General features: G+C 64.0%; 15 protein-coding genes and 1 pseudogene. 11 read left to right on the top strand and 5 right to left on the bottom strand.

All coding sequences use genetic code 11. From position 1 onward, the window contains the following. Positions 1–12 precede the first annotated feature (12 nt). The 5 genes and pseudogenes from ABIB90_RS02555 (at position 13) to ABIB90_RS02535 (ending at position 4,186) form a co-directional block, all read left to right on the top strand. Entirely contained in the window at positions 13–771 is a 759-nt protein-coding gene (locus ABIB90_RS02555; RefSeq protein WP_354127002.1) for an ATP-binding cassette domain-containing protein, read from the top strand. Then, positions 771–1,853, top strand: coding sequence for an ABC transporter permease (locus ABIB90_RS02550; RefSeq protein WP_007597832.1), 1,083 nt, complete (start codon positions 771–773; stop codon positions 1,851–1,853). The genes ABIB90_RS02555 and ABIB90_RS02550 overlap by 1 nt, the downstream gene beginning before the upstream one ends. 94 nt (positions 1,854–1,947) lie before the next feature. After that, positions 1,948–2,880, top strand: a complete 933-nt coding sequence (locus ABIB90_RS02545; protein WP_007597831.1) for a sugar-binding protein — start codon at positions 1,948–1,950, stop codon at positions 2,878–2,880. 103 nt (positions 2,881–2,983) lie between these two features. After that, positions 2,984–3,238: pseudogene (locus ABIB90_RS02540) on the top strand (aldo/keto reductase); the annotation flags it as partial. 99 nt (positions 3,239–3,337) lie between these two features. Beyond that, on the top strand, positions 3,338–4,186 hold the full coding sequence (locus ABIB90_RS02535; RefSeq protein ID WP_354200111.1) for an amidohydrolase family protein: 849 nt from the start codon (positions 3,338–3,340) through the stop codon (positions 4,184–4,186). 19 nt (positions 4,187–4,205) lie between these two features. Here the strand turns inward: ABIB90_RS02535 and ABIB90_RS02530 are convergent, their stop codons facing one another. Beyond that, positions 4,206–5,009 carry an ATP-grasp domain-containing protein gene (locus tag ABIB90_RS02530; protein ID WP_354126999.1) on the bottom strand — a complete coding sequence of 268 codons (804 nt, stop codon included), beginning with the start codon at positions 5,007–5,009 and terminating at the stop codon, positions 4,206–4,208. Positions 5,010–5,396: 387 nt separating this feature from the next. Between ABIB90_RS02530 and ABIB90_RS02525 the strand changes: the two genes are divergently transcribed. The 3 genes from ABIB90_RS02525 to ABIB90_RS02515 all read left to right on the top strand — a co-directional run bounded on the left by ABIB90_RS02525 (position 5,397) and on the right by ABIB90_RS02515 (position 8,452). Continuing rightward, the gene (locus tag ABIB90_RS02525) at positions 5,397–6,170 is read left to right on the top strand and encodes a ferredoxin--NADP reductase (protein WP_007597827.1); all 774 of its coding nucleotides are present in this window, start codon (positions 5,397–5,399) and stop codon (positions 6,168–6,170) included. Between the two features lie 218 nt (positions 6,171–6,388). Continuing rightward, on the top strand, positions 6,389–8,110 hold the full coding sequence (locus tag ABIB90_RS02520; RefSeq protein WP_354126998.1) for an FMN-binding glutamate synthase family protein: 1,722 nt from the start codon (positions 6,389–6,391) through the stop codon (positions 8,108–8,110). 99 nt (positions 8,111–8,209) lie between these two features. Continuing rightward, positions 8,210–8,452: a PilZ domain-containing protein gene (locus ABIB90_RS02515; protein ID WP_219679104.1), complete on the top strand. Its 243-nt coding sequence runs from the start codon at positions 8,210–8,212 to the stop codon at positions 8,450–8,452. Between the two features lie 74 nt (positions 8,453–8,526). Here ABIB90_RS02515 and ABIB90_RS02510 read toward each other — a convergent pair whose 3' ends face one another. Continuing rightward, on the bottom strand, positions 8,527–9,822 hold the full coding sequence (locus ABIB90_RS02510) for a hemolysin family protein (RefSeq protein WP_219679107.1): 1,296 nt from the start codon (positions 9,820–9,822) through the stop codon (positions 8,527–8,529). Positions 9,823–10,063: 241 nt separating this feature from the next. Here ABIB90_RS02510 and ABIB90_RS02505 point away from each other — a divergent pair, with 241 nt between their 5' ends. Together ABIB90_RS02505 and ABIB90_RS02500 are read left to right on the top strand one after the other, a co-directional pair. After that, positions 10,064–12,139: a methyl-accepting chemotaxis protein gene (locus tag ABIB90_RS02505; protein ID WP_354200110.1), complete on the top strand. Its 2,076-nt coding sequence runs from the start codon at positions 10,064–10,066 to the stop codon at positions 12,137–12,139. A 117-nt stretch (positions 12,140–12,256) separates the two neighbouring features. Next, positions 12,257–12,988: a sulfite exporter TauE/SafE family protein gene (locus ABIB90_RS02500; RefSeq protein WP_354200109.1), complete on the top strand. Its 732-nt coding sequence runs from the start codon at positions 12,257–12,259 to the stop codon at positions 12,986–12,988. Between the two features lie 7 nt (positions 12,989–12,995). On the opposite strand, the gene ABIB90_RS02495 is transcribed toward ABIB90_RS02500, so the two are convergent. From ABIB90_RS02495 to ABIB90_RS02485, 3 genes are all read right to left on the bottom strand, one after another. Then, positions 12,996–14,978: a carbohydrate porin gene (locus ABIB90_RS02495; RefSeq protein ID WP_354127109.1), complete on the bottom strand. Its 1,983-nt coding sequence runs from the start codon at positions 14,976–14,978 to the stop codon at positions 12,996–12,998. 396 nt (positions 14,979–15,374) lie between these two features. Then, a complete protein-coding gene (locus tag ABIB90_RS02490; RefSeq protein ID WP_354126995.1) occupies positions 15,375–15,638 on the bottom strand; it encodes a hypothetical protein in 264 nt (87 codons plus the stop codon). Positions 15,639–15,777: 139 nt separating this feature from the next. Beyond that, a complete protein-coding gene (locus tag ABIB90_RS02485) occupies positions 15,778–16,584 on the bottom strand; it encodes a creatininase family protein (protein WP_219679117.1) in 807 nt (268 codons plus the stop codon). Between the two features lie 138 nt (positions 16,585–16,722). Between ABIB90_RS02485 and ABIB90_RS02480 the strand changes: the two genes are divergently transcribed. After that, positions 16,723–17,745 carry an ABC transporter substrate-binding protein gene (locus ABIB90_RS02480; protein ID WP_007597806.1) on the top strand — a complete coding sequence of 341 codons (1,023 nt, stop codon included), beginning with the start codon at positions 16,723–16,725 and terminating at the stop codon, positions 17,743–17,745. Positions 17,746–17,750 lie beyond the last annotated feature (5 nt).

Here is a 17,750-nt window from a genome sequence, read left to right as displayed (position 1 = left end):
GGAAGGCCGCTGATGACAAATGCACAAGCAACACCGGTCCTCGAGCTGACCGGCATCGGCAAGGAGTTCGGCGCGATCCGCGCGCTGCATGATGTCGACATGCAGGTCCTTCCCGGCGAGGTCGTCGGCCTGATGGGCGACAACGGCGCGGGCAAGTCGACGCTGGTCAAGATCATCGCCGGCAATTTCCGCCCCAGCCACGGCGAAATCCGCTTCGCCGGCAGCGCGGTTCATTTCAACCGGCCCATCGATGCCCGCGGCGTCGGCATCGAGGTGGTCTATCAGGACCTTGCGCTCGCCGACAATCTCACGGCGGCAGCCAACGTCTTTCTCGGCCGCGAGCTGAAGCGCAGGATAGGGCCGTTCGCGTTGCTCGACCACAAGGCGATGGCTGCGCGTGCGTTGGAGCTGTTCGGCGAGCTGCGCTCGGAGACGCGCCCCGACGATCTCGTCAAGCAGATGTCGGGCGGTCAGCGCCAGGCGGTTGCGATCGCGCGGACGCGGCTCTCCAACGCGAAGCTGGTCATGATGGACGAGCCCACGGCCGCGATCTCGGTCCGCCAGGTCGAGCAGGTGCTCGGCCTGATCCACCGGCTGAAGGAGCAGGGCGTTGCCGTGATGCTGATCTCGCATCGCATGCCCGACGTGTTCGCGGTGTGCGATCGCGTCATCGTCATGCGCCGCGGCGAAAAGCGGGCCGACAAGCCCATCCACCAGACCTCTCCCGAGGAGGTCACCGCCCTGATCACTGGCGCGAAGGAGGCGGCGTGATGGCCATGCCCTTGGAATCCCCGATCACCTTTTCGAACATCGGCAAGATCAGATGGTGGCAGCGCGGCATCTTCGCGTCCCAGACCGGCTATGTCCTGCTCGCGCTGGCAGTGCTGCTGGTGGTCATGCATTTCGCCAGCCCGTACTTCTTCACCGAAGGCAACATGCAGAACGTGGCGAAGAATTTCTCCTTCATCGCCATTGCGACGCTCGGCGTCACCTTCGTAATCATCACCGGCGGCATCGATCTGTCGGTGGGCTCGATGATGTGCTTCTCCGCCATGGTCACCTCGATGGTGATGACCGAGCTGTCGGCGCCCGGCTCGCCGGCAGGCTCCCTGTTCGTGCACATGGCGGCCGACGGCAAGACCGTGCTCGCCAATGTCCCCGGCCTGATCCTGGTGGTCTCGCTTCTCGCCGGCCTCGGCGTCGCGCTGCTCGCCGGCCTCGTCAACGGCTTCTGTATCGCGGTGCTCGGCCTGTCGCCGTTCGTCACCACGCTCGGCATGCTCTCGATCGTGCGCGGGCTCGGCTATGTCGTCTCCAACGGACGCGGCAGCTTTCCAGGTGGGCCGGATGCCGATTATTTCTACGCGCTCACCTCGGGCGACGTGCTCGGCGTGCCGGTGCCATTCATTTATCTGATCGTCCTCGCGCTGGCGATGGCCGTGCTGCTGCACCACAGCGCGTTCGGCCGTCACGTGTTCGCGCTCGGCGGCAACGAGAAGGCGGCCGAACTCACCGGCATCCCGGTCGTGCGGGTGAAGATCGAGGTTTATGTGATCTGCGCGCTCGCCGCAGGCCTCCAGGGCATCATCATCTCCGGCTGGCTCGGGTCGGCGCCGGCCAACATGGCGACGTCCTACGAGCTCAATGTGATCGCTGCGGCCGTCATCGGCGGTGCCAATCTCGCCGGCGGCATCGGCGGTCCGCTCGGCGCCATCGTCGGCTGCGTGCTGCTCGAGGTGATCCGCAACGGCCTCGTGCTCGCCCAGGTCAGCTCCTACTGGCAGCAGACGCTGGTGGGCGTGATCATCATCCTGGCCGTATTGGTCGACCGCATCCGCTCGCGGATGATCTGAAACGACGTCGCTCCGGGACGGCAACGAAAATGCCGCCTGTCCGCTTCCCGGACGATCTCAAGAGGACAGGCGCCAAAGAAGGGTGGAGGAGACGATGAGGAAATTTATTCTTGCCGGAATCGCGGTCGCGATGATGGCTACGCCGGCGTTTGCCGCAAACTACCGGTTCGTGATCGTGCCCAAGGCGATGAACAATCCGTTCTTCGACTTCGCGCGCGACGGCTGCCTGAAGCGTGCCAAGGAGCTCGGCAATATCGAGTGCATCTACAAGGGACCGGTCGAGCACGAGCCGGCGACGCAGGCCCAGATCATCCAGGACTTCGTCACCCAGAAGGTCGATGGCCTCGCCATATCCGTTGCCGACGTCGCGGCGATGACCAAGTCGATCGACGCGGCGACCGCGGCCGGCATCCCCGTCATCACCTTCGACGCCGATGCGCCCGGCGCCAAGCGCATCGCTTATATCGGCACCAACAACAAGGAGTTCGGCGTGGCCCTCGGCAAGCAGCTCCTGAAGCTGCGGCCCGACGGCGGCAAATACGCCATGGTCTCGGGTGGTCCCGGTGCCAAGAACCTCGCCGAACGCGTCGACGGCGTCCGCGAGGCGTTGAAGGGCTCGAAATGGACCGAGGTCGCGGGCTCGCCGACGTTCTGCAACGACGATCCCGCGCTGGCGGTTCAGCAGATGACTGACATGCGCACCGCGACGCCCGACCTCGCCGCGATCGTTCCCATCGGCGGCTGGCCGATGTTCGCCCCCGAAGGCTTCAAGGCCTTCGCGTCCAGATACAAGAAGGATATCGATTCCGGCAAGTTCACGCTTGTCGTCGCCGATACGCTGAAGATGCAGCTCGAGCTGTTGCGCGATGGCTATGCCAATGCGCTGGTCGGCCAGCGTCCGTTCGAGATGGGCGAGAAGGCGATGGACACGCTGCTCGCGATCAAGAAGGGCGAGAAGGTGCCGGAGATCGTCTATACCGGCCTCGATCTCGTCACCAAGGACAACGTTGCCCAGATGTTGAAGTAGGAGCGTCGCCAGCCCCGCGCTCCTGCGTGCCTCTCCCGCTTGCGATTTTCGCAAGCGGGAGAGATGATTTTGGTTGTCGGGGAAGACTGTTGAGGCAATGGGAATGAAAAGGTCGCGGCTCGGCTCTCTCGATGTCACCTCACTCGGCCTCGGCTCCGCCCCGCTCGGCGGATTGTTCACCCCCGTCAGCGATGCCGATGCGGAAGCGACCATCGCCCGCGCCTGGTCGCTCGGAATCCGCTTCTTCGACACCGCGCCGCTCTACGGCTTTGGCCTCGCGGAGCGACGCCTTGGCGCATTCCTGCGGCAACAACCCCGTGACTCCTTCGCCATCTCGACCAAGGTCGATCGCCTGCTCGACGAGCTCTGCCGCAAGCACGGCACGCAGATGAGCTGGGAGCTGCGTGGGCGAAAACTCGTCGATGCCCGCGCGCCATTGCCGGGCGGAGCGTAAGGCATGATCGTCGACGCTCACCAGCATTTCTGGGATCCCGCGCGCGCCGACTATCCCTGGATGGACGCGCCCGAGCTCACGCCGATCCGGCGTGCCTTCGGTCCGGCCGATCTCGCGCCGCTCTTGAAAGCCAACGGCATCGACGCGAGCATCCTGGTGCAGTGCCGCTCCGCACTGGCGGAGACCGAGGAATTTTTGAGGATCGCGCATGCGACGCCCTCAGTGATTGGCATCGTCGGCTGGGCCGATCTGACCGACGCTGAACTTGGCGAGACGCTGGAGCAGTTGCGTGCTTCGCCCGGCGGCGACAAGCTGGTCGGCATCCGCCACCAGGTCCATGACGAGGCCGACCCGGATTGGCTGTTGCGCGAGGACGTCCAGCGCGGCCTCACGGCCGTGTTCGCGCACGATCTCGCCTACGATTTCCTGGTCCGCACCCGCGAGCTGCCGGCCGCGATCGCAACCGCACAAGCGTTCCCGCAGGCGCGCTTCGTGCTCGACCACGCAGCCAAGCCGCCGATCGCCGATGGCGGAAGCACTGAATGGTCCAATGGCATCGCGGCACTCGCGGCCTGCGGCAATGTCTGGTGCAAGGTCTCGGGGCTGGCGACGGAAGCGGTGTGGAGCGACTGGAATGCGGAGCGGCTGTTTCCATTCGTCGCGCACGCCGCGACCTGCTTTGGCGAGAATCGCCTGATCTTCGGCTCGGACTGGCCGGTATGTTTGCTCGCGGGAAGCTATGGCGAGATCAAGGGCGCGCTGGAGGCCTGCCTGACGAAGCTCGGGCCGCAGGTGAGGGAGAAGGCGTTCGGCGTGAATGCCAAGGCTGCGTATCGGCTGGCGGTGAGCTGAAGTCGCCAGCGCGTGTCGCTCAGTGTTCGTCCCCGAACACCCGATCCAGCGCCGCATCGTACGTCGTCTGCACCAGCTCCGGATGCAGCTTCGCCAGCGCCTCCATCATCACGCCTGAGTTGATCTCGAGCACACGCCAGACGCCGTCGACGTGCACGAGGTCGATCGATGCGAAGGTGATGCCGATGGCATTGGCGGCATCGATGGCGAGCTTTGCGCAGGCTGCGCGTAGATCGTCGTCCCGCATCAGCACGGGCGTTGCACCCGCATCGAGATTGTGCCGCCAATCCGGGCCAAGCTGCTTGCTGTAGACGACGAGTGGCACATCGTCGAGCAGTACCACGCGAACTTCATCCTCGATCACGACATAGGGTGAGATCACGAGTCCGGCGCTCATCGAAAAGGCTTCGCCAACCGCATGATCGAGCTCTGTTTCCGTCGTTACCCTGAAGACGGATCGTCCCGACGTCCCGTCGTTCGGCTTCACCACCACGCCTTGCGGATTGTCGTGAAGCAACGCCAGCATGGTCTCTCGCCAGGCGACGCCGACAACCTTCTCGCCCAACTTCGGATTGAGGAAGAGGCGATGGGGAATGCAGGGCACGCCCTCGAGCGCCAGCACCTCGGCGGCGGCCGATTTGTCGTTGGCCAGGCGGTGCGCGATGGCGCTGTTGAGGCCGATGTCGTAGCCGAACGCGAAGTGGCGCTGCTCGCCCCGGCGCATCGCGAGCAGCCAGCCATCGGCGCGGACATCGAGCGCGATGCCATGGGTCGCGCAATAGCGCTTGATCGCCTGCACGAAGATCCGCTCGCCGCTCGCCATGTGTCTCAGTCGCCCGTTCCAGTCGATGTTGGCGCCAAAAGCCGCAAAAATCCGGGAAACGGCGCCAAACGGGGGTGAAATCAGAGCTATTCTTAATGAAATTCTCGCGAGCACTACGGAAATTAAGTGCTGTATTCGAGCCCCGGAGGGAAAAGAAATTGCCCTCCGCATGCGCCGGACAGCAGATCCATTAATGATGTGGCCATTTCCGCCGCAAATGCCGGTTTGACCGGCATCAATTGCATCCGGAACGAGGTTGATTATTGGTCTCAATGGCGTAGATCACACACGCGAAATCCTCCGCCATGGCAATGGTGTCCGCTCCGCTTTCAGGGGCCGGGCAACGCTTTTGCCCTAAAACCGCAATTATTCGGAATATCGAAAATCATGAGCGCGTTTTACCGAGAGAAGGTTCTTTCCGTCCAGCACTGGACCGACACCCTGTTCAGCTTTCGCGCGACCCGGGATTCCGGCTTCCGCTTCCAGAACGGCCAGTTCGCGATGATCGGCCTCGAGGTTGAGGGCCGTCCGCTGCTCCGCGCCTACAGCATGGCGAGCGCCAATCACGAGGAAGAGCTCGAGTTCTTCTCGATCAAGGTTCAGGACGGCCCGCTGACGTCGCGTCTCCAGAAGATCAAGGAAGGCGACACCATCCTGGTCGGCCGCAAGGCGACCGGCACGCTGATCACCGACAACCTCATCCCCGGCAAGCGGCTGATGCTGCTCTCGACCGGCACGGGCTTGGCGCCCTTCGCCAGCCTGATCAAGGACCCCGAGGTTTACGACCAGTTCGACAGCATCGTGCTGGTGCATGGCTGCCGTCAGGTCTCCGAGCTCGCCTATGGCGAGAAGCTCGTCGCCGGTCTTCGCGAGGACGAACTGTTCGGGGAGTTGCTTGCGGACAAGCTCATCTACTACCCGACCGTGACCCGCGAGCCGTTCAAGAACCGCGGCCGCATCACCGACCTCATCAGCTCCGAGCAGATCTTCAACGACATCGGCCAGGGTCCGCTCGACATTGCGACCGACCGCATCATGATGTGCGGCAGCCCGGCGATGCTCGAAGAGCTGAAACTGATGTTCGAGGGCCGCGACTTCGTCGAGGGCTCCGGCAACAAGCCCGGCCATTTCGTGATCGAAAAGGCCTTCGTCGAGCGGTAGGCCCTCTCGGCGTCGTCCTGGCGAAAGCCAGGACGCTTGCCTGGGTAAAGCACCTTGACCGGTTAATGGCCATCCATTCCGGGCTCTGCTGCACCGCAGCAGCCCGCCCATCGGGCTGATTGATTTGTCCCCGCCGAATTCGCTAGCCTGAAACAACCGCCGCGTCATATCCGTATGACAGGCGCGGGCGTATCGTACCGCCTCATGCTGGCGAGAGGATGGGAATCGTGGCCGACGAGAATAAGACGCAGGAATCGCCTCACTTGTCGGCCAACGTATCCGCCAAACGGCTGCCGCTGGTGGAAGAGGGGATCATGGAAACCCTGCTGCTGCCATTCTCCCCGCGCTTCATCGTCCTGACGATCTGCGCGGTGGTCACCGCGCTGCTAATCGGCATCGGCATCGCCGACCGCAAGATCTTCGACATCCTGCTGATCCCGATTCTGATCTTCGGCGCGTTGACGCTGCTGGGCGTCCGCGACCTCATGCAGAAGGGCCACGCCGTCCTGCGCAACTACCCGATCTCGGCGCATATCCGCTTCCTGCTCGAAGAAATTCGCCCGGAGATGCGGCAGTACTTCTTCGAGAGCGAGAAGGACGGCATGCCGTTCTCGCGCGACATCCGTGCGGTGGTCTACCAGCGCGCGAAGATGCAGCTCGACAAGCGTCCGTTCGGCACCCAGGAGGACGTCTACCGCGAGGGCTACGAGTGGATGCATCATTCGGTGTCGCCGAAGGCGCATGCCGAGGAGAAATTCCGCGTCACCATCGGCGGACCGGATTGCGCCAAGCCGTATTCGGCTTCGGTGTTCAACATCTCCGCGATGAGTTTTGGCGCGCTCAGCCCGAACGCCGTGCGCGCGCTGAATGCCGGCGCCAAGAAGGGCGGCTTCGCGCACGACACCGGCGAGGGCGGCTTCAGCCCCTATCACGCGGAGATGGGCGGCGACATCATCTGGGAGATCGGTTCGGGCTATTTCGGCTGCCGCCATCTCGACGGCGCCTTCGATCCCGAAGCCTTCGCGCGCGTCGCGAGCCAGGACCAGATCAAGATGGTCGAGCTCAAGATCAGCCAGGGCGCCAAGCCCGGTCATGGCGGCGTGCTGCCGGCGGCGAAAGTCTCGGAGGAGATTTCCAAGATCCGCGGCGTCGCGATGGGTGAGGATTGTATCTCGCCGGCCTCGCATCGCGCCTTCTCGACACCTGTCGGCATGATGCAGTTCATCGGCGAGATGCGAAAGCTCGCCGGCGGCAAGCCGACCGGCTTCAAGCTGTGCATCGGCCATCCCTGGGAATTTTTGGCGATCTGCAAGGCAATGATCGAGACCGGCATCTATCCTGACTTCATCGTGGTCGACGGCAACGAGGGCGGCACCGGCGCCGCGCCGCTCGAGTTCATGGACCATTTGGGCATGCCGATGCGGGAGGGCGTCAATTTCGTCCACAACGCTCTGATAGGCATCAACGCACGCGACCGCATCAAGATCGGCGCCTCCGGCAAGATCGCCACCGCGTTCGACATGGCACGTGCCATGTCGATCGGCGCGGACTACTGCAATTCGGCGCGCGGCTTCATGTTCTCGCTCGGCTGCATCCAGTCGCTGAGCTGCCACACCGACCGTTGCCCGACCGGCGTCGCGACGCAGGACCCGACGCGTGCGCGTGCGCTCTATGTGCCGCTCAAGATCGACCGCGTGCACAATTATCACCTTGCGACGCTGCACTCGCTGACCGAGCTGATCGCCGCGGCCGGTCTCGAACATCCGCAGCAGCTGCGCCCGATCCATTTCTCGCAGCGCACCTCGACGACGGACGTGAAATCGTTCGCGCAGCTTTATCCGTCGCTGCGTCCGGGCGAACTGCTCGAAGGCACCGAAGACCCGCGCTTCCGCGACGCCTGGCGGATGGCGCGGACAGAGACGTTCCAGCCGGCGCTGTAGGCGCCGGTCCACTTGCAAGGCCGCAGGCCCCGCGCGCAAAAGCATCGCAACGAGGGCTGCGTTTAACGTTTGGTTCAGCTTTGGGTGTAGATTGTCGCCATGGATGAGCGGCGCGACAAGGCAAGGCATCGCGTGCTGAAGGCCGGAACGATCGAGTTCGGCGGCGGCGGCGCGATCGACTGCACCATCCGCAACCTGTCCGATACCGGCGCCGCGCTCGACGTCAGCAGTCCCGTCGGCATCCCCGACCGTTTCAGCCTGTTCGTCCAGGCCGACGGAACACATCTCGCCTGCACCGTGATCTGGCGCAAGGAAAAGCGGATCGGGGTGAGGTTCGGGTGAGGGCTCCAGCGCACTAGGCCGGGACGACGTGAAGCTTAGTGCGGCGATCTGCATTTCAACACGTCGCCGCTCGCTCACCCCGTTTCTACTTCGCTCCGCCGGCTCGCGAGAATCTTGTCGATCCTCCGTCCGTCGAGATCGACCACCTCGATGTGCCAGTCGCCGAAGTCGAAGGCGTCGCCGACATCAGGCAGCACGTTGAACTGTTGCAGCACGAGGCCGGCGACGGTGTTGTAGCGGTGCGGCGGCAGTTCGATGCCGAGCAGCTCGCCGAATTCGTCGACCGGCATCCAGCCTGAGACCAGCAGCGAATCGTCCGCGCGCTTGACGTAGGCCGGTTCCGGCGGGCCTTCCTCTGAATGGAAGGCGCCGACGATCGATTCCAGAATGTCAGCCGTCGTCACGATGCCTTCGAAGGCGCCGTATTCGTCGTAGACGAGGCCTACATGCACCGGCGCAGCCTTGAGGATCGCCAGCACGTCGCGGGCATCGGCCGAGGCGGGAATGCCCGGCGCCTCGCGAACCAGCACGCGCAAATCCGGCGTGCGCTCGTTCATGAAGGCGACCAGCAGGTCCTTGGCCTGGAGCACGCCAATCGGCTTGTCGCGGTCGCCGTCGGAGACGGGAAAGCGTGAATGCGGACTCTTGGCGATGGTCGCTCGAATGCTCTCCGGCGTATCGTTCAGGTCGATCTCGTTGACCTCCGTGCGCGGCGTCATGATCGCGCCGACCGGCCGATCGCCGAGCCGCATCACGCCCGCGATCATCTCCTTTTCACCTGACTCGAGCACGCCCGCGCTTTCGGCTTCGCTGACGAGATGATGGATCTCGTCTTCCGAGACCTTCTCTTCGGACTTGCCGCCATGGCCGAGCAGCGTGAGGATCAGCTTGCCGGAGAGATCGAGCAGGAAGACCAGCGGCAGCGAGACCTTCGCAAGCACGTGCATCGCGGGTGCAACCCTGACCGCGATGCTCTCGGGGTCACGCAGCGCCACCTGCTTCGGCACCAGCTCGCCGACGATCAGGGTGGCGTAGGTGATGAGCGTGACAACCAGGCCCACTCCGACGATATCGGCAATTCCTGCGGACAGGCCGAGCTCGAGCAGCCATTGCGTCAGCCGCTGTCCGAGCGTCGCGCCCGAGAACGCGCCGGAGAGGACGCCGACCAGTGTGATCCCGATCTGCACCGTCGAGAGGAATTTGCCGGGATCGGCCGCGAGCGTCAGCGCCCGCTCGGCGCCGCGGACGCCCTTGGCGGCGAGCATCGACAGCCGGGCCGGACGTGACGAGACCACGGCCAGCTCGGACATGGACAGCAAGCCGTTGATGACGATCAGGACGACGACGATGGCGAGTTCGGCGGAGAGCATTGATGTTCCGAGGTAATGGAGTGTGGCGCGGATGGCGACACAGGCCTTGATATAGGTATTCGGGGGAGAAATGCCGACGATTCTGTCGTATCCGGCATCGCGAAGGAACTTCGGCGACACCGTCCGGAAGGCACTCGAAGCCCAATACTCCGCGGAACTACGGGCATGCCGTTGCTTAACGGGCTCTTAGCGGCAACCGGCTAAGTTTTCGGCATTTGCAGGAATGTATTCGGGGGATCAGATGCGGATCGGGAAGCTCTTTGCGCTGTCGATGCTGACGGTGACGGTTTTTGCAGTCATCCTTGGCGCCGAGGTGCTGATACCCCAGGCGCGCATCTTCGCGAACCGCTCCGACGCGATCAAGACGGTCGACGCCTTTGGTGCGACCCTGACGGTCAGTCAGCACATTGCTAGCCTTCGTGCCCCCTACATTTCCCCGATTTTCCAGGAGAACGCTGCGACCCAGGTCCAGATCGAAGCCGCCGCGAAGGCGGCGAAAGCGGTCGATGTCGCGTTCGAGGGGGCAAGGCGCGCCATCACGGTGCTGGATGATTCCGGGCCAATGATCGAAAACCTGGACCGTACCGCGCGGCGGCTCAAGGATATCACCACCGCGGCAGATCGCGCGATGAGCGTTCCGCTGGCGACGCGCGACAGCGCTGCGATCAAGGGCTTCCTTCCGGGCGTTGCCGAGGTCATCGGCAATATCGAGCCGATCATGAACCGGCTCGAAGCGAAGGTCATCAATGCCGATTCCTCGCTTGCGGCACTGTTGAGCCTGGCGCGAACGGCGCAGGATCTGCGCGTCTCGGCCGGTAGCCGCGCCGCCTCGCTGTCGCCGGCGCTGAGCGCACGCCGACCGCTCACGGCGGCTGAATTTTCGCTGATGGATCGGATGCAGGGACGTGTCGAGGCCGACCGCGAGCGCATCGAGGCCGGTATCGACCAACTCGGAAGCCCGCCCCGCATCGCCACCGCGCTGAAGGCGGCGACGGATTCTTACTTCGGGAAGGCAGCGCTCGTCGTGGACAAGGAAATGCCTGCGGCACGTGGCGACGGCAAGTACGGCATCAATGCCGAAGAGCTGGCCAGCGTCATCGTACCGGCGATCCAGATGTTCTACGGCGTGCGCGATGCCGCCTTGGTCGAAGCTGCCGAGCGCGCCGTGGCCGCGCGCGACGGCGCGCTGGCGATGCTCGCGCTCGCGGGCGTGGCGGTGCTGGCGCTGCTGGGGACACTCGGTGGCGTGACCATGATGCTGCGCCGGCGCGTGGTGACGCCGCTGGGCCGGCTCGCGGACGTGATCGCAACGCTTGCGGCTGGGCAGCACGAGGTCGAGATTCCCGTGACGGGCCGCAATGACGAGATCAGCCAGGTGGCGGGCTCGCTCCAGCACTTCAAGGACTCGCTCTCCGCCAAGAAGGCCGCCGACGAGGCCGCCGCGGTCGAAGCCGAGGCGAAGCTCCAGCGTAGCCAGCGCATGGACCAGATCGCGCGCGATTTCGAAGCGTTGATCGGCGACGTCATCAACACTGTGTCGTCGGCATCGTCGGAGCTGGAAGTGTCGGCGGGAACGCTGACGAGTACCGCCGATCAATCGGAAAAGGTCACCGCGACGGTCGCGGCCGCCTCCGAACAGGCCTCCACCAACGTGCAGACCGTTGCCGCGGCCGCGGAGGAAATGGCGTCCTCGGTCGACGAGATCGGCCGTCAGGTCCAGGATTCCGCGCGGGTGGCCAGCGAAGCGGTGCAGCAGGCCGCGCGGACCAACGACTATGTCGGCGAGCTCGCCAAGGCTGCCGGCCGGATCGGCGACGTGGTCGAGCTCATCAGCCAGATCGCGGGCCAGACCAATCTTCTGGCGCTCAATGCAACGATCGAGGCGGCGCGCGCCGGCGAGGCCGGGCGCGGTTTCGCCGTGGTCGCCTCCGAGGTCAAGGCGCTGGCCGAGCAGACCGCCAAGGCCACCGGCGAGATCAGCCAGCAGATCACGGGAATCCAGAGCGCGACGGAGGATTCGGTCGGCGCCATCAAGTCGATCAGCGACACCATCACCCGCATGTCCGAGATCGCATCGGCGATCGCCTCCGCGGTCGAGGAGCAGGGCGCGGCGACGCGGGAGATTTCCCGCAACGTGCAGCAGGCGGCGCGCGGCACCCAGCAGGTCTCCGCCAGCATCGTCGACGTGCAGCGCGGCGCGAGCCAGACCGGATCGGCCTCCTCCACCGTGCTCGCGTCAGCGAAGTCGCTGTCCGGCGAGAGCAGCCGCCTCAAGATCGAGGTCGGGAAGTTCCTGGACGCGATCCGGGCTGCGTAACAAGGTCATTGTGGAGGGAAGCGGCTTCACCTAGGCTCGCACCACCGGGGATGTCGCAGCCTCCCCGTGAAGTGGTGATCCCACGCAAGCGCTGCTCGCTGATGTTTGGAGCGAGCAATGGACGGGATCGCAATCGAACTACCGCTTTTCCTGTTGGCCACCTTTGCCGGCGCATTCGTCGCCGGCCTTTCCGGCTTTGCCTTCGGCCTCGTCGCGGCATCGCTGTGGCTTTACGTGCTGACGCCGCTTCAGAGCGCCAGCCTGATCGTCGGCTTTGGCCTTCTGGTTCAGGGCTACTCGGTCTGGAAGTTGCGCGCGGCGCTCGACTGGCGGCGGCTGTGGCCCTTTATGATCGGTGCCGTCGTGGGCGTGCCGGTCGGCGTGTCACTCCTGACCTCGGCCGATCCCAAGAGCGTCCGCATCGCGGTTGGGGCGATCCTGATCGTCTACAGCCTCTATGCGTTCTTCAAGCCGCAGCTCAAGGTCGCGACAATCGTGCCGCCGGCCGCAGACATGACGATCGGCTTCGTCAACGGTGTGCTTGGTGGCCTGACCGGCCTCGCCGGCATCATCGTCACCATCTGGTGCAATCTGCGCGGCCTGCCCAAGGGTGTTCAGCGCGCCACCTTTCAGCCCGTCGCGGTCGTGGTGTTCGCCATTGCGGCGCTCCTGCTGGGCGCCAAAGGTTCGCTCACGCTCGAGACCGCAAAGCTGTTCGCGCTCGGCCTGCCATTTCTCTTTGCGGGAACGTGGCTCGGGCTGAAACTGTTCGGCCGCATCGACGAGGCCGCGTTCCGCAAGATCGTGCTCGCGCTGCTGTTCGTCTCGGGCGTCGCGCTGTTGTTCTGAGCCGCGCTCAGAACTCGCCGTGCAGCCGTCCCGAGAACACCGACACCGGGCCGCGATCAGCGTTGTATGCGGGGTTGACGATCAGCTGGTAGTCGGCGGTGAGGGTGAGATTCTTGTTCAGCGCATAGGCGTAATAGGTTTCGAGGATGCGCTCGCGGCGGTAGTTGAGCGCGCCATCGCCGATGAGAACACCGAGGCCGCCGGCGGCCAGGAAGTCGCGATAATCCTGCGAGATGGCATTGATGGCGCCGCCGACGCCAATCACGTCATCGGGCCGGCCCCATTTCGTGCCCTTGATCGAAAGACCACCGGACAGGCTGCGGTGAATGTCGGTGAAGGCCAGCGTCTCGGTCTTGCCGTCATTCCAGCTCCAACGGCCGAACAGACCGACATCCTCGGTGATCGCCTGCTCGAGGTTGAGCACGTAGCCATACTTCAGACGGCCGCGCCGGGTCTGCGCAATGTCGAGATTGAGCGCCGGATTGTTCAGCGTCTCGCGGAAGCTGCCCATATTGGCGCTGTCGAGCCAGCCTATGGTCCTGAGCTTGCCGGGCTGGCCAAGCAGCGAGAAGCGCGTTTCGAGCTCGAGCACGTACTGGCCGCGCTCGCCGACCCTGGTGTCGAAATGATTCGAATTGGACTCGGCGACCATCAGGAAGTAGCCGCCGCGCAACGCCCACTGCTTTTGGTTCAGCTCGGCGGTGACGCCGTAGGTGAGGCCAACCTTGTCGGCGGAATAGTCGAAGGCGCCTGGCGCCCACAGCGACCAGTTCATGAAGTCCTTGCGGGTGTCCTTGGCGTAGGCGTTGCCGTCGAACACGTCGATCACGGGGAATTTGCCGGCCTGCACCGTGAGCCTGGAAACGTCGACCTTCTGTCCGAGCTGCAACTGGCCGCTCGCGAGCTCTTCCTGCTCGCCGCCAAAGCCAAACGTCTGGCGCACGAACAGGCGCGAGGTGTTGTAATGCGGATAGGGAAAGTTCGACTTCTGCGCTTCGCCATTCGGGAAGCCGGCCGCACCGACGGTGTCGTTCAATCCAAATCCCTGCAGCAGTTCGGGATTGTAATAGACCTCGCCGCCGTCCCACAGCTTTGCGTTCAGGAACAGGCTGTTGCTCCAGGTCGCCTTGGCCTGCCGTGATGGCGAGAGCGAGTTCGGCCCGGTGTAGAGGGCGGGGAACGAAGGATAGCCTTGCGGCAGATACGTGCTCTGGCCGTGGATCTCCCAGCGATCCGATTCCGTGTCGATCAGCGAGCCGATTCCCGAGCTCTTGGGATTGTAGCTCGGCATGCCCGGCCAATCGACCTTGCGGTTGAGGCCAAGCCGGACCGACTGGAAGTCGAGCGATGAAGAATTGTATTGGGCGCCCGTGGAGAAGGCGACATTGCCGCCGTCGAAGCGGCTGTAGAGATATTCGACCCGTGCGCTCCAATGCGGCGCGAAACCGTATTCGATGCCAGCACCCGCGATCCAGCCGGGCCGCGTGTTCAGGATTTTCGGGACTGCTTCGCCTGCGGCTGGCGTGTCGAAATAGCGCTCACCCATCCAAGCAAAGCCGCCGGTGGCATAGACCAGCCATGGACCGCTGGTGTAGCCGAGGCGCCCGCGCACGCTCGCGGTGTAGTCCCATTGCTGCGTGACGGTGTTGGCGGGTGTCGCCAGGACGGAAACGATCGAGTTGGAGGTGATGTAGTTCGGAAAAGAAAAATCCCCTTCGACGCCGAGAAGCCAGCCGGAATTGAGACGGTAATTGTAGCCGGCCTGCACGCCGCCGATCATGCCGCTGAAGACGCCGCTGTCGTTGATGCCGGTGCCGTCGTTCAGCGCGGAGCGCGACGAGCCGAGGCTGTAGCCGGCATGCGCACCGATGTAGAGGCCGGTCCAGTCATAGACGGCCTTCAGCGCTGGTGCCTTCAGCGGCAGATCAGCCGCGCGGCTGGCGGCGGGCAAAGCCAAGACGCCCGAGGCAATCGCCGCGGCCGTCCGCAAATACCTGTAACGGTGACCCCTCAACGTCAAAACGCACGCCCCCAAAGCGAGTGTGTCCACTCGCCGCACTATCCCTGCCGATTCGCGGCGACCCTGTCATCAGGATTAGGTGCTCCGCGATCGAACGAGATGATCTCGATCCGGCCCGATTTCTTCCCAAGCTCCTGAGCCTGCTGCGAACCTTATTGCGATTAATTCGCAATAGCAACTGATGCGGATTGCCGCAGAGGATGGTTCGCACCGCTCTGTGACGGGACTGCAACAAATTCCGAGGCGCAAAAACAGTTGACCCCGCCCGGGGGGACATCCGGGCGGGGTCGGGGGCACGACACGGGGTGGATGAGGCGCCCGTGTCGGACGCGGGATCCACGTGAGATCGGCCTCAGGGACGCAAAATCAGAAGCAGGTACGAACGCGGCCAACGTACTGGCCGTAGGCGTTGTACTGGGCGGCCCAGCCGCAGCGATGATAGCCGTTGTAATAGGGGTCGTTGCTGGCGGCGATCGCGGAGCCGACGACGGCGGCGGTGGCGATGCCCAGGCCGACGCCGACGCCCCAGCCGAGCGGCTTGGCTTGCGCCTGCGAGGTGGTGGCGACGACGCTGCCGGTCAGGGTGAGCGCGGTGAGGGCAACTGCGAAAATCTTGGTCTTGATCGACATGTGAAACTCCATCCGGGTTGAGGCGGTCCGTTGTGGCCCGCGTACCGAGTTGGACGGAGGCTCCGCGCGTCCGGTTCGAAACCGGCAAAAGCGGAGCTCGACTTTGAATCTTTCCCGAATGATTCCAGCAGGATAAGCGCTAACCGAGCGGGCCTTTGGCGAGCCTGTTCACGTCGAAGTTATCGACCTCGGCAAGCAGCTCGCAAAAAGCGCGGGCGCCCTGGTCGATCAGTTGCTCGCCCTTCGCGGCCACGGCCAGCGTCGCATTGCCGACCGCGCCGCTTGGGTTGAGATCCTGCGCCTGCCAGGCGAATGGTGCGGGTCGCTGCGTCGACAGCCAGCGATATTGCTGCTCCATCGCGATGCTGCTCGCGGGAAAATCCGCGATCGCATCACCGCGTACCTGATCGGGATAGCGCGCCAGCATGATTGAGGTCTCGACCGCGCCGCCATGAATGCCGTGGCGCACTTCGTCGGCCGGGAACAGGCTGTCCGCGCCCGACAACCGCGACCACGACGTCGTCACCACGAACAGCTTCTGATGCGCGCGAAGATCCTGCGCGATCAGCATCATGGCCGCGCTGTTGCCGCCATGGCTGGTGATGATGACGAGCTTCTTCAATCCGCGACGCGCGACATCTTCGCCAATCGCGGTCCATTTTTTCAACGCGATGTCGGTCGGCAGCGTCTGCGTGCCCGGATAGTCGATATGCTCGGTGGAAATCCCGATCGGTTCAACGGGCAGGAAACTGGCCGGAGCGCTCTCGGGCAGCAGCTCGCGCACCCGCGCGAGATAGGTGTCGGCGATCAGCACGTCGGTCTCGAGCGGCAGATGCGGGCCGTGCTGCTCGGTCGCCGCCAGCGGCAGCACTGCGATCCAGCGCGACACCTCGGCGGGGCTGGCATCGGCCCAGCGGATCTCGGTCCAGTCGCGGGAAGGCGTCATCAAGGTTTCTTTGCCCGAATTTGTCGCGTAATTTGGGGTATCAGGGGACGCGGGCCAGGCCGGCTCGCGTCCCTGAATGTCTTGCGGTTTTATCGCGTTGCTTGGACATCGGCTAGAAGCGATCGACGGAGTCCCATCATGAGCCCCTCTCATCTGCGGCGAGCCTTAACGGCGGGTCTGATGGCCGCTTTCGTCTCGGTGGTCCCGGCGCGCGCCGAGACCCTGGACAAGGTCACCTTCGGCACCAATTGGGTCGCCGAGGCCGAGCATGGCGGCTTTTTCCAGGCCGTCGCCGACGGCACTTACAAGAAATACGGCCTCGACGTCACCATCGTTCCCGGTGGTCCCAACGAAAACAACCGGATGCTCCTGATCGCCGGCAAGATCGATTTCTTCATGGCCGCGAACACGCTGATGTCGTTCGACGCGGTCGCCAACAACGTCCCGGTCGTCACGATCGCCGCGGTGTTCCAGAAGGATCCGCAGGTGATGCTGACGCAGCCCGATGCCAAGGTCACCAAGATCGAGGACCTCAAGCCGCTGACGCTGTTCGTCTCCAAGGAGGGCATGACCAGCTATTTCCAATGGCTGAAGTCCGAATACGGTTTCAGCGAGAAGAACGTTCGCCCCTACAATTTCAATCCGCAGCCCTTCATCGCCAATCCCAAGAGCGCGATGCAGGGCTACGTCACCTCCGAGCCCTTCGCGGTCGAGAAGGCCGCCGGCTTCAAGCCCAACGTGCTGCTGCTCGCCGATTACGGCTTCAACACCTATTCGACCCTGATCGAGAGCCGCCGCGACGTGGTCGAGAAGAAGCCCGACCTGGTGCAGCGCTTTGTCGATGCCTCCATGGTCGGCTGGTACAATTACATCTACCGCGACAATTCCGCGGGCAACGCCATGATCAAGAAGCTCAATCCGGAAATGACCGACGAGCTGCTCGCCTATTCTGTCGCCAAGATGAAGGAGTACGGCATCGTCGATTCCGGCGATTCGCTGAAGAACGGCATCGGCGCGATGAGCGACGAGCGCTACACCTCCTTCTTCAACAAGATGGTGAAGGCGGGCGTGGTGAAGGCGGACCTCGATTTCCGCAAATCCTATACGCTGCGCTTCGTCAACAAGGGCGTCGGCGCCGAGCTGCGCCCGAGCAAGCCGTAGCGCAA

Origin of the sequence: Bradyrhizobium sp. JR4.1 (assembly GCF_040548605.1) — a bacterium.
Taxonomy (GTDB): Bacteria; Pseudomonadota; Alphaproteobacteria; order Rhizobiales; family Xanthobacteraceae; genus Bradyrhizobium; species Bradyrhizobium canariense.
The sequence above is the reverse complement of the archived record's forward strand: the minus strand, read 5'-3'. Positions and strand labels throughout refer to the sequence as shown.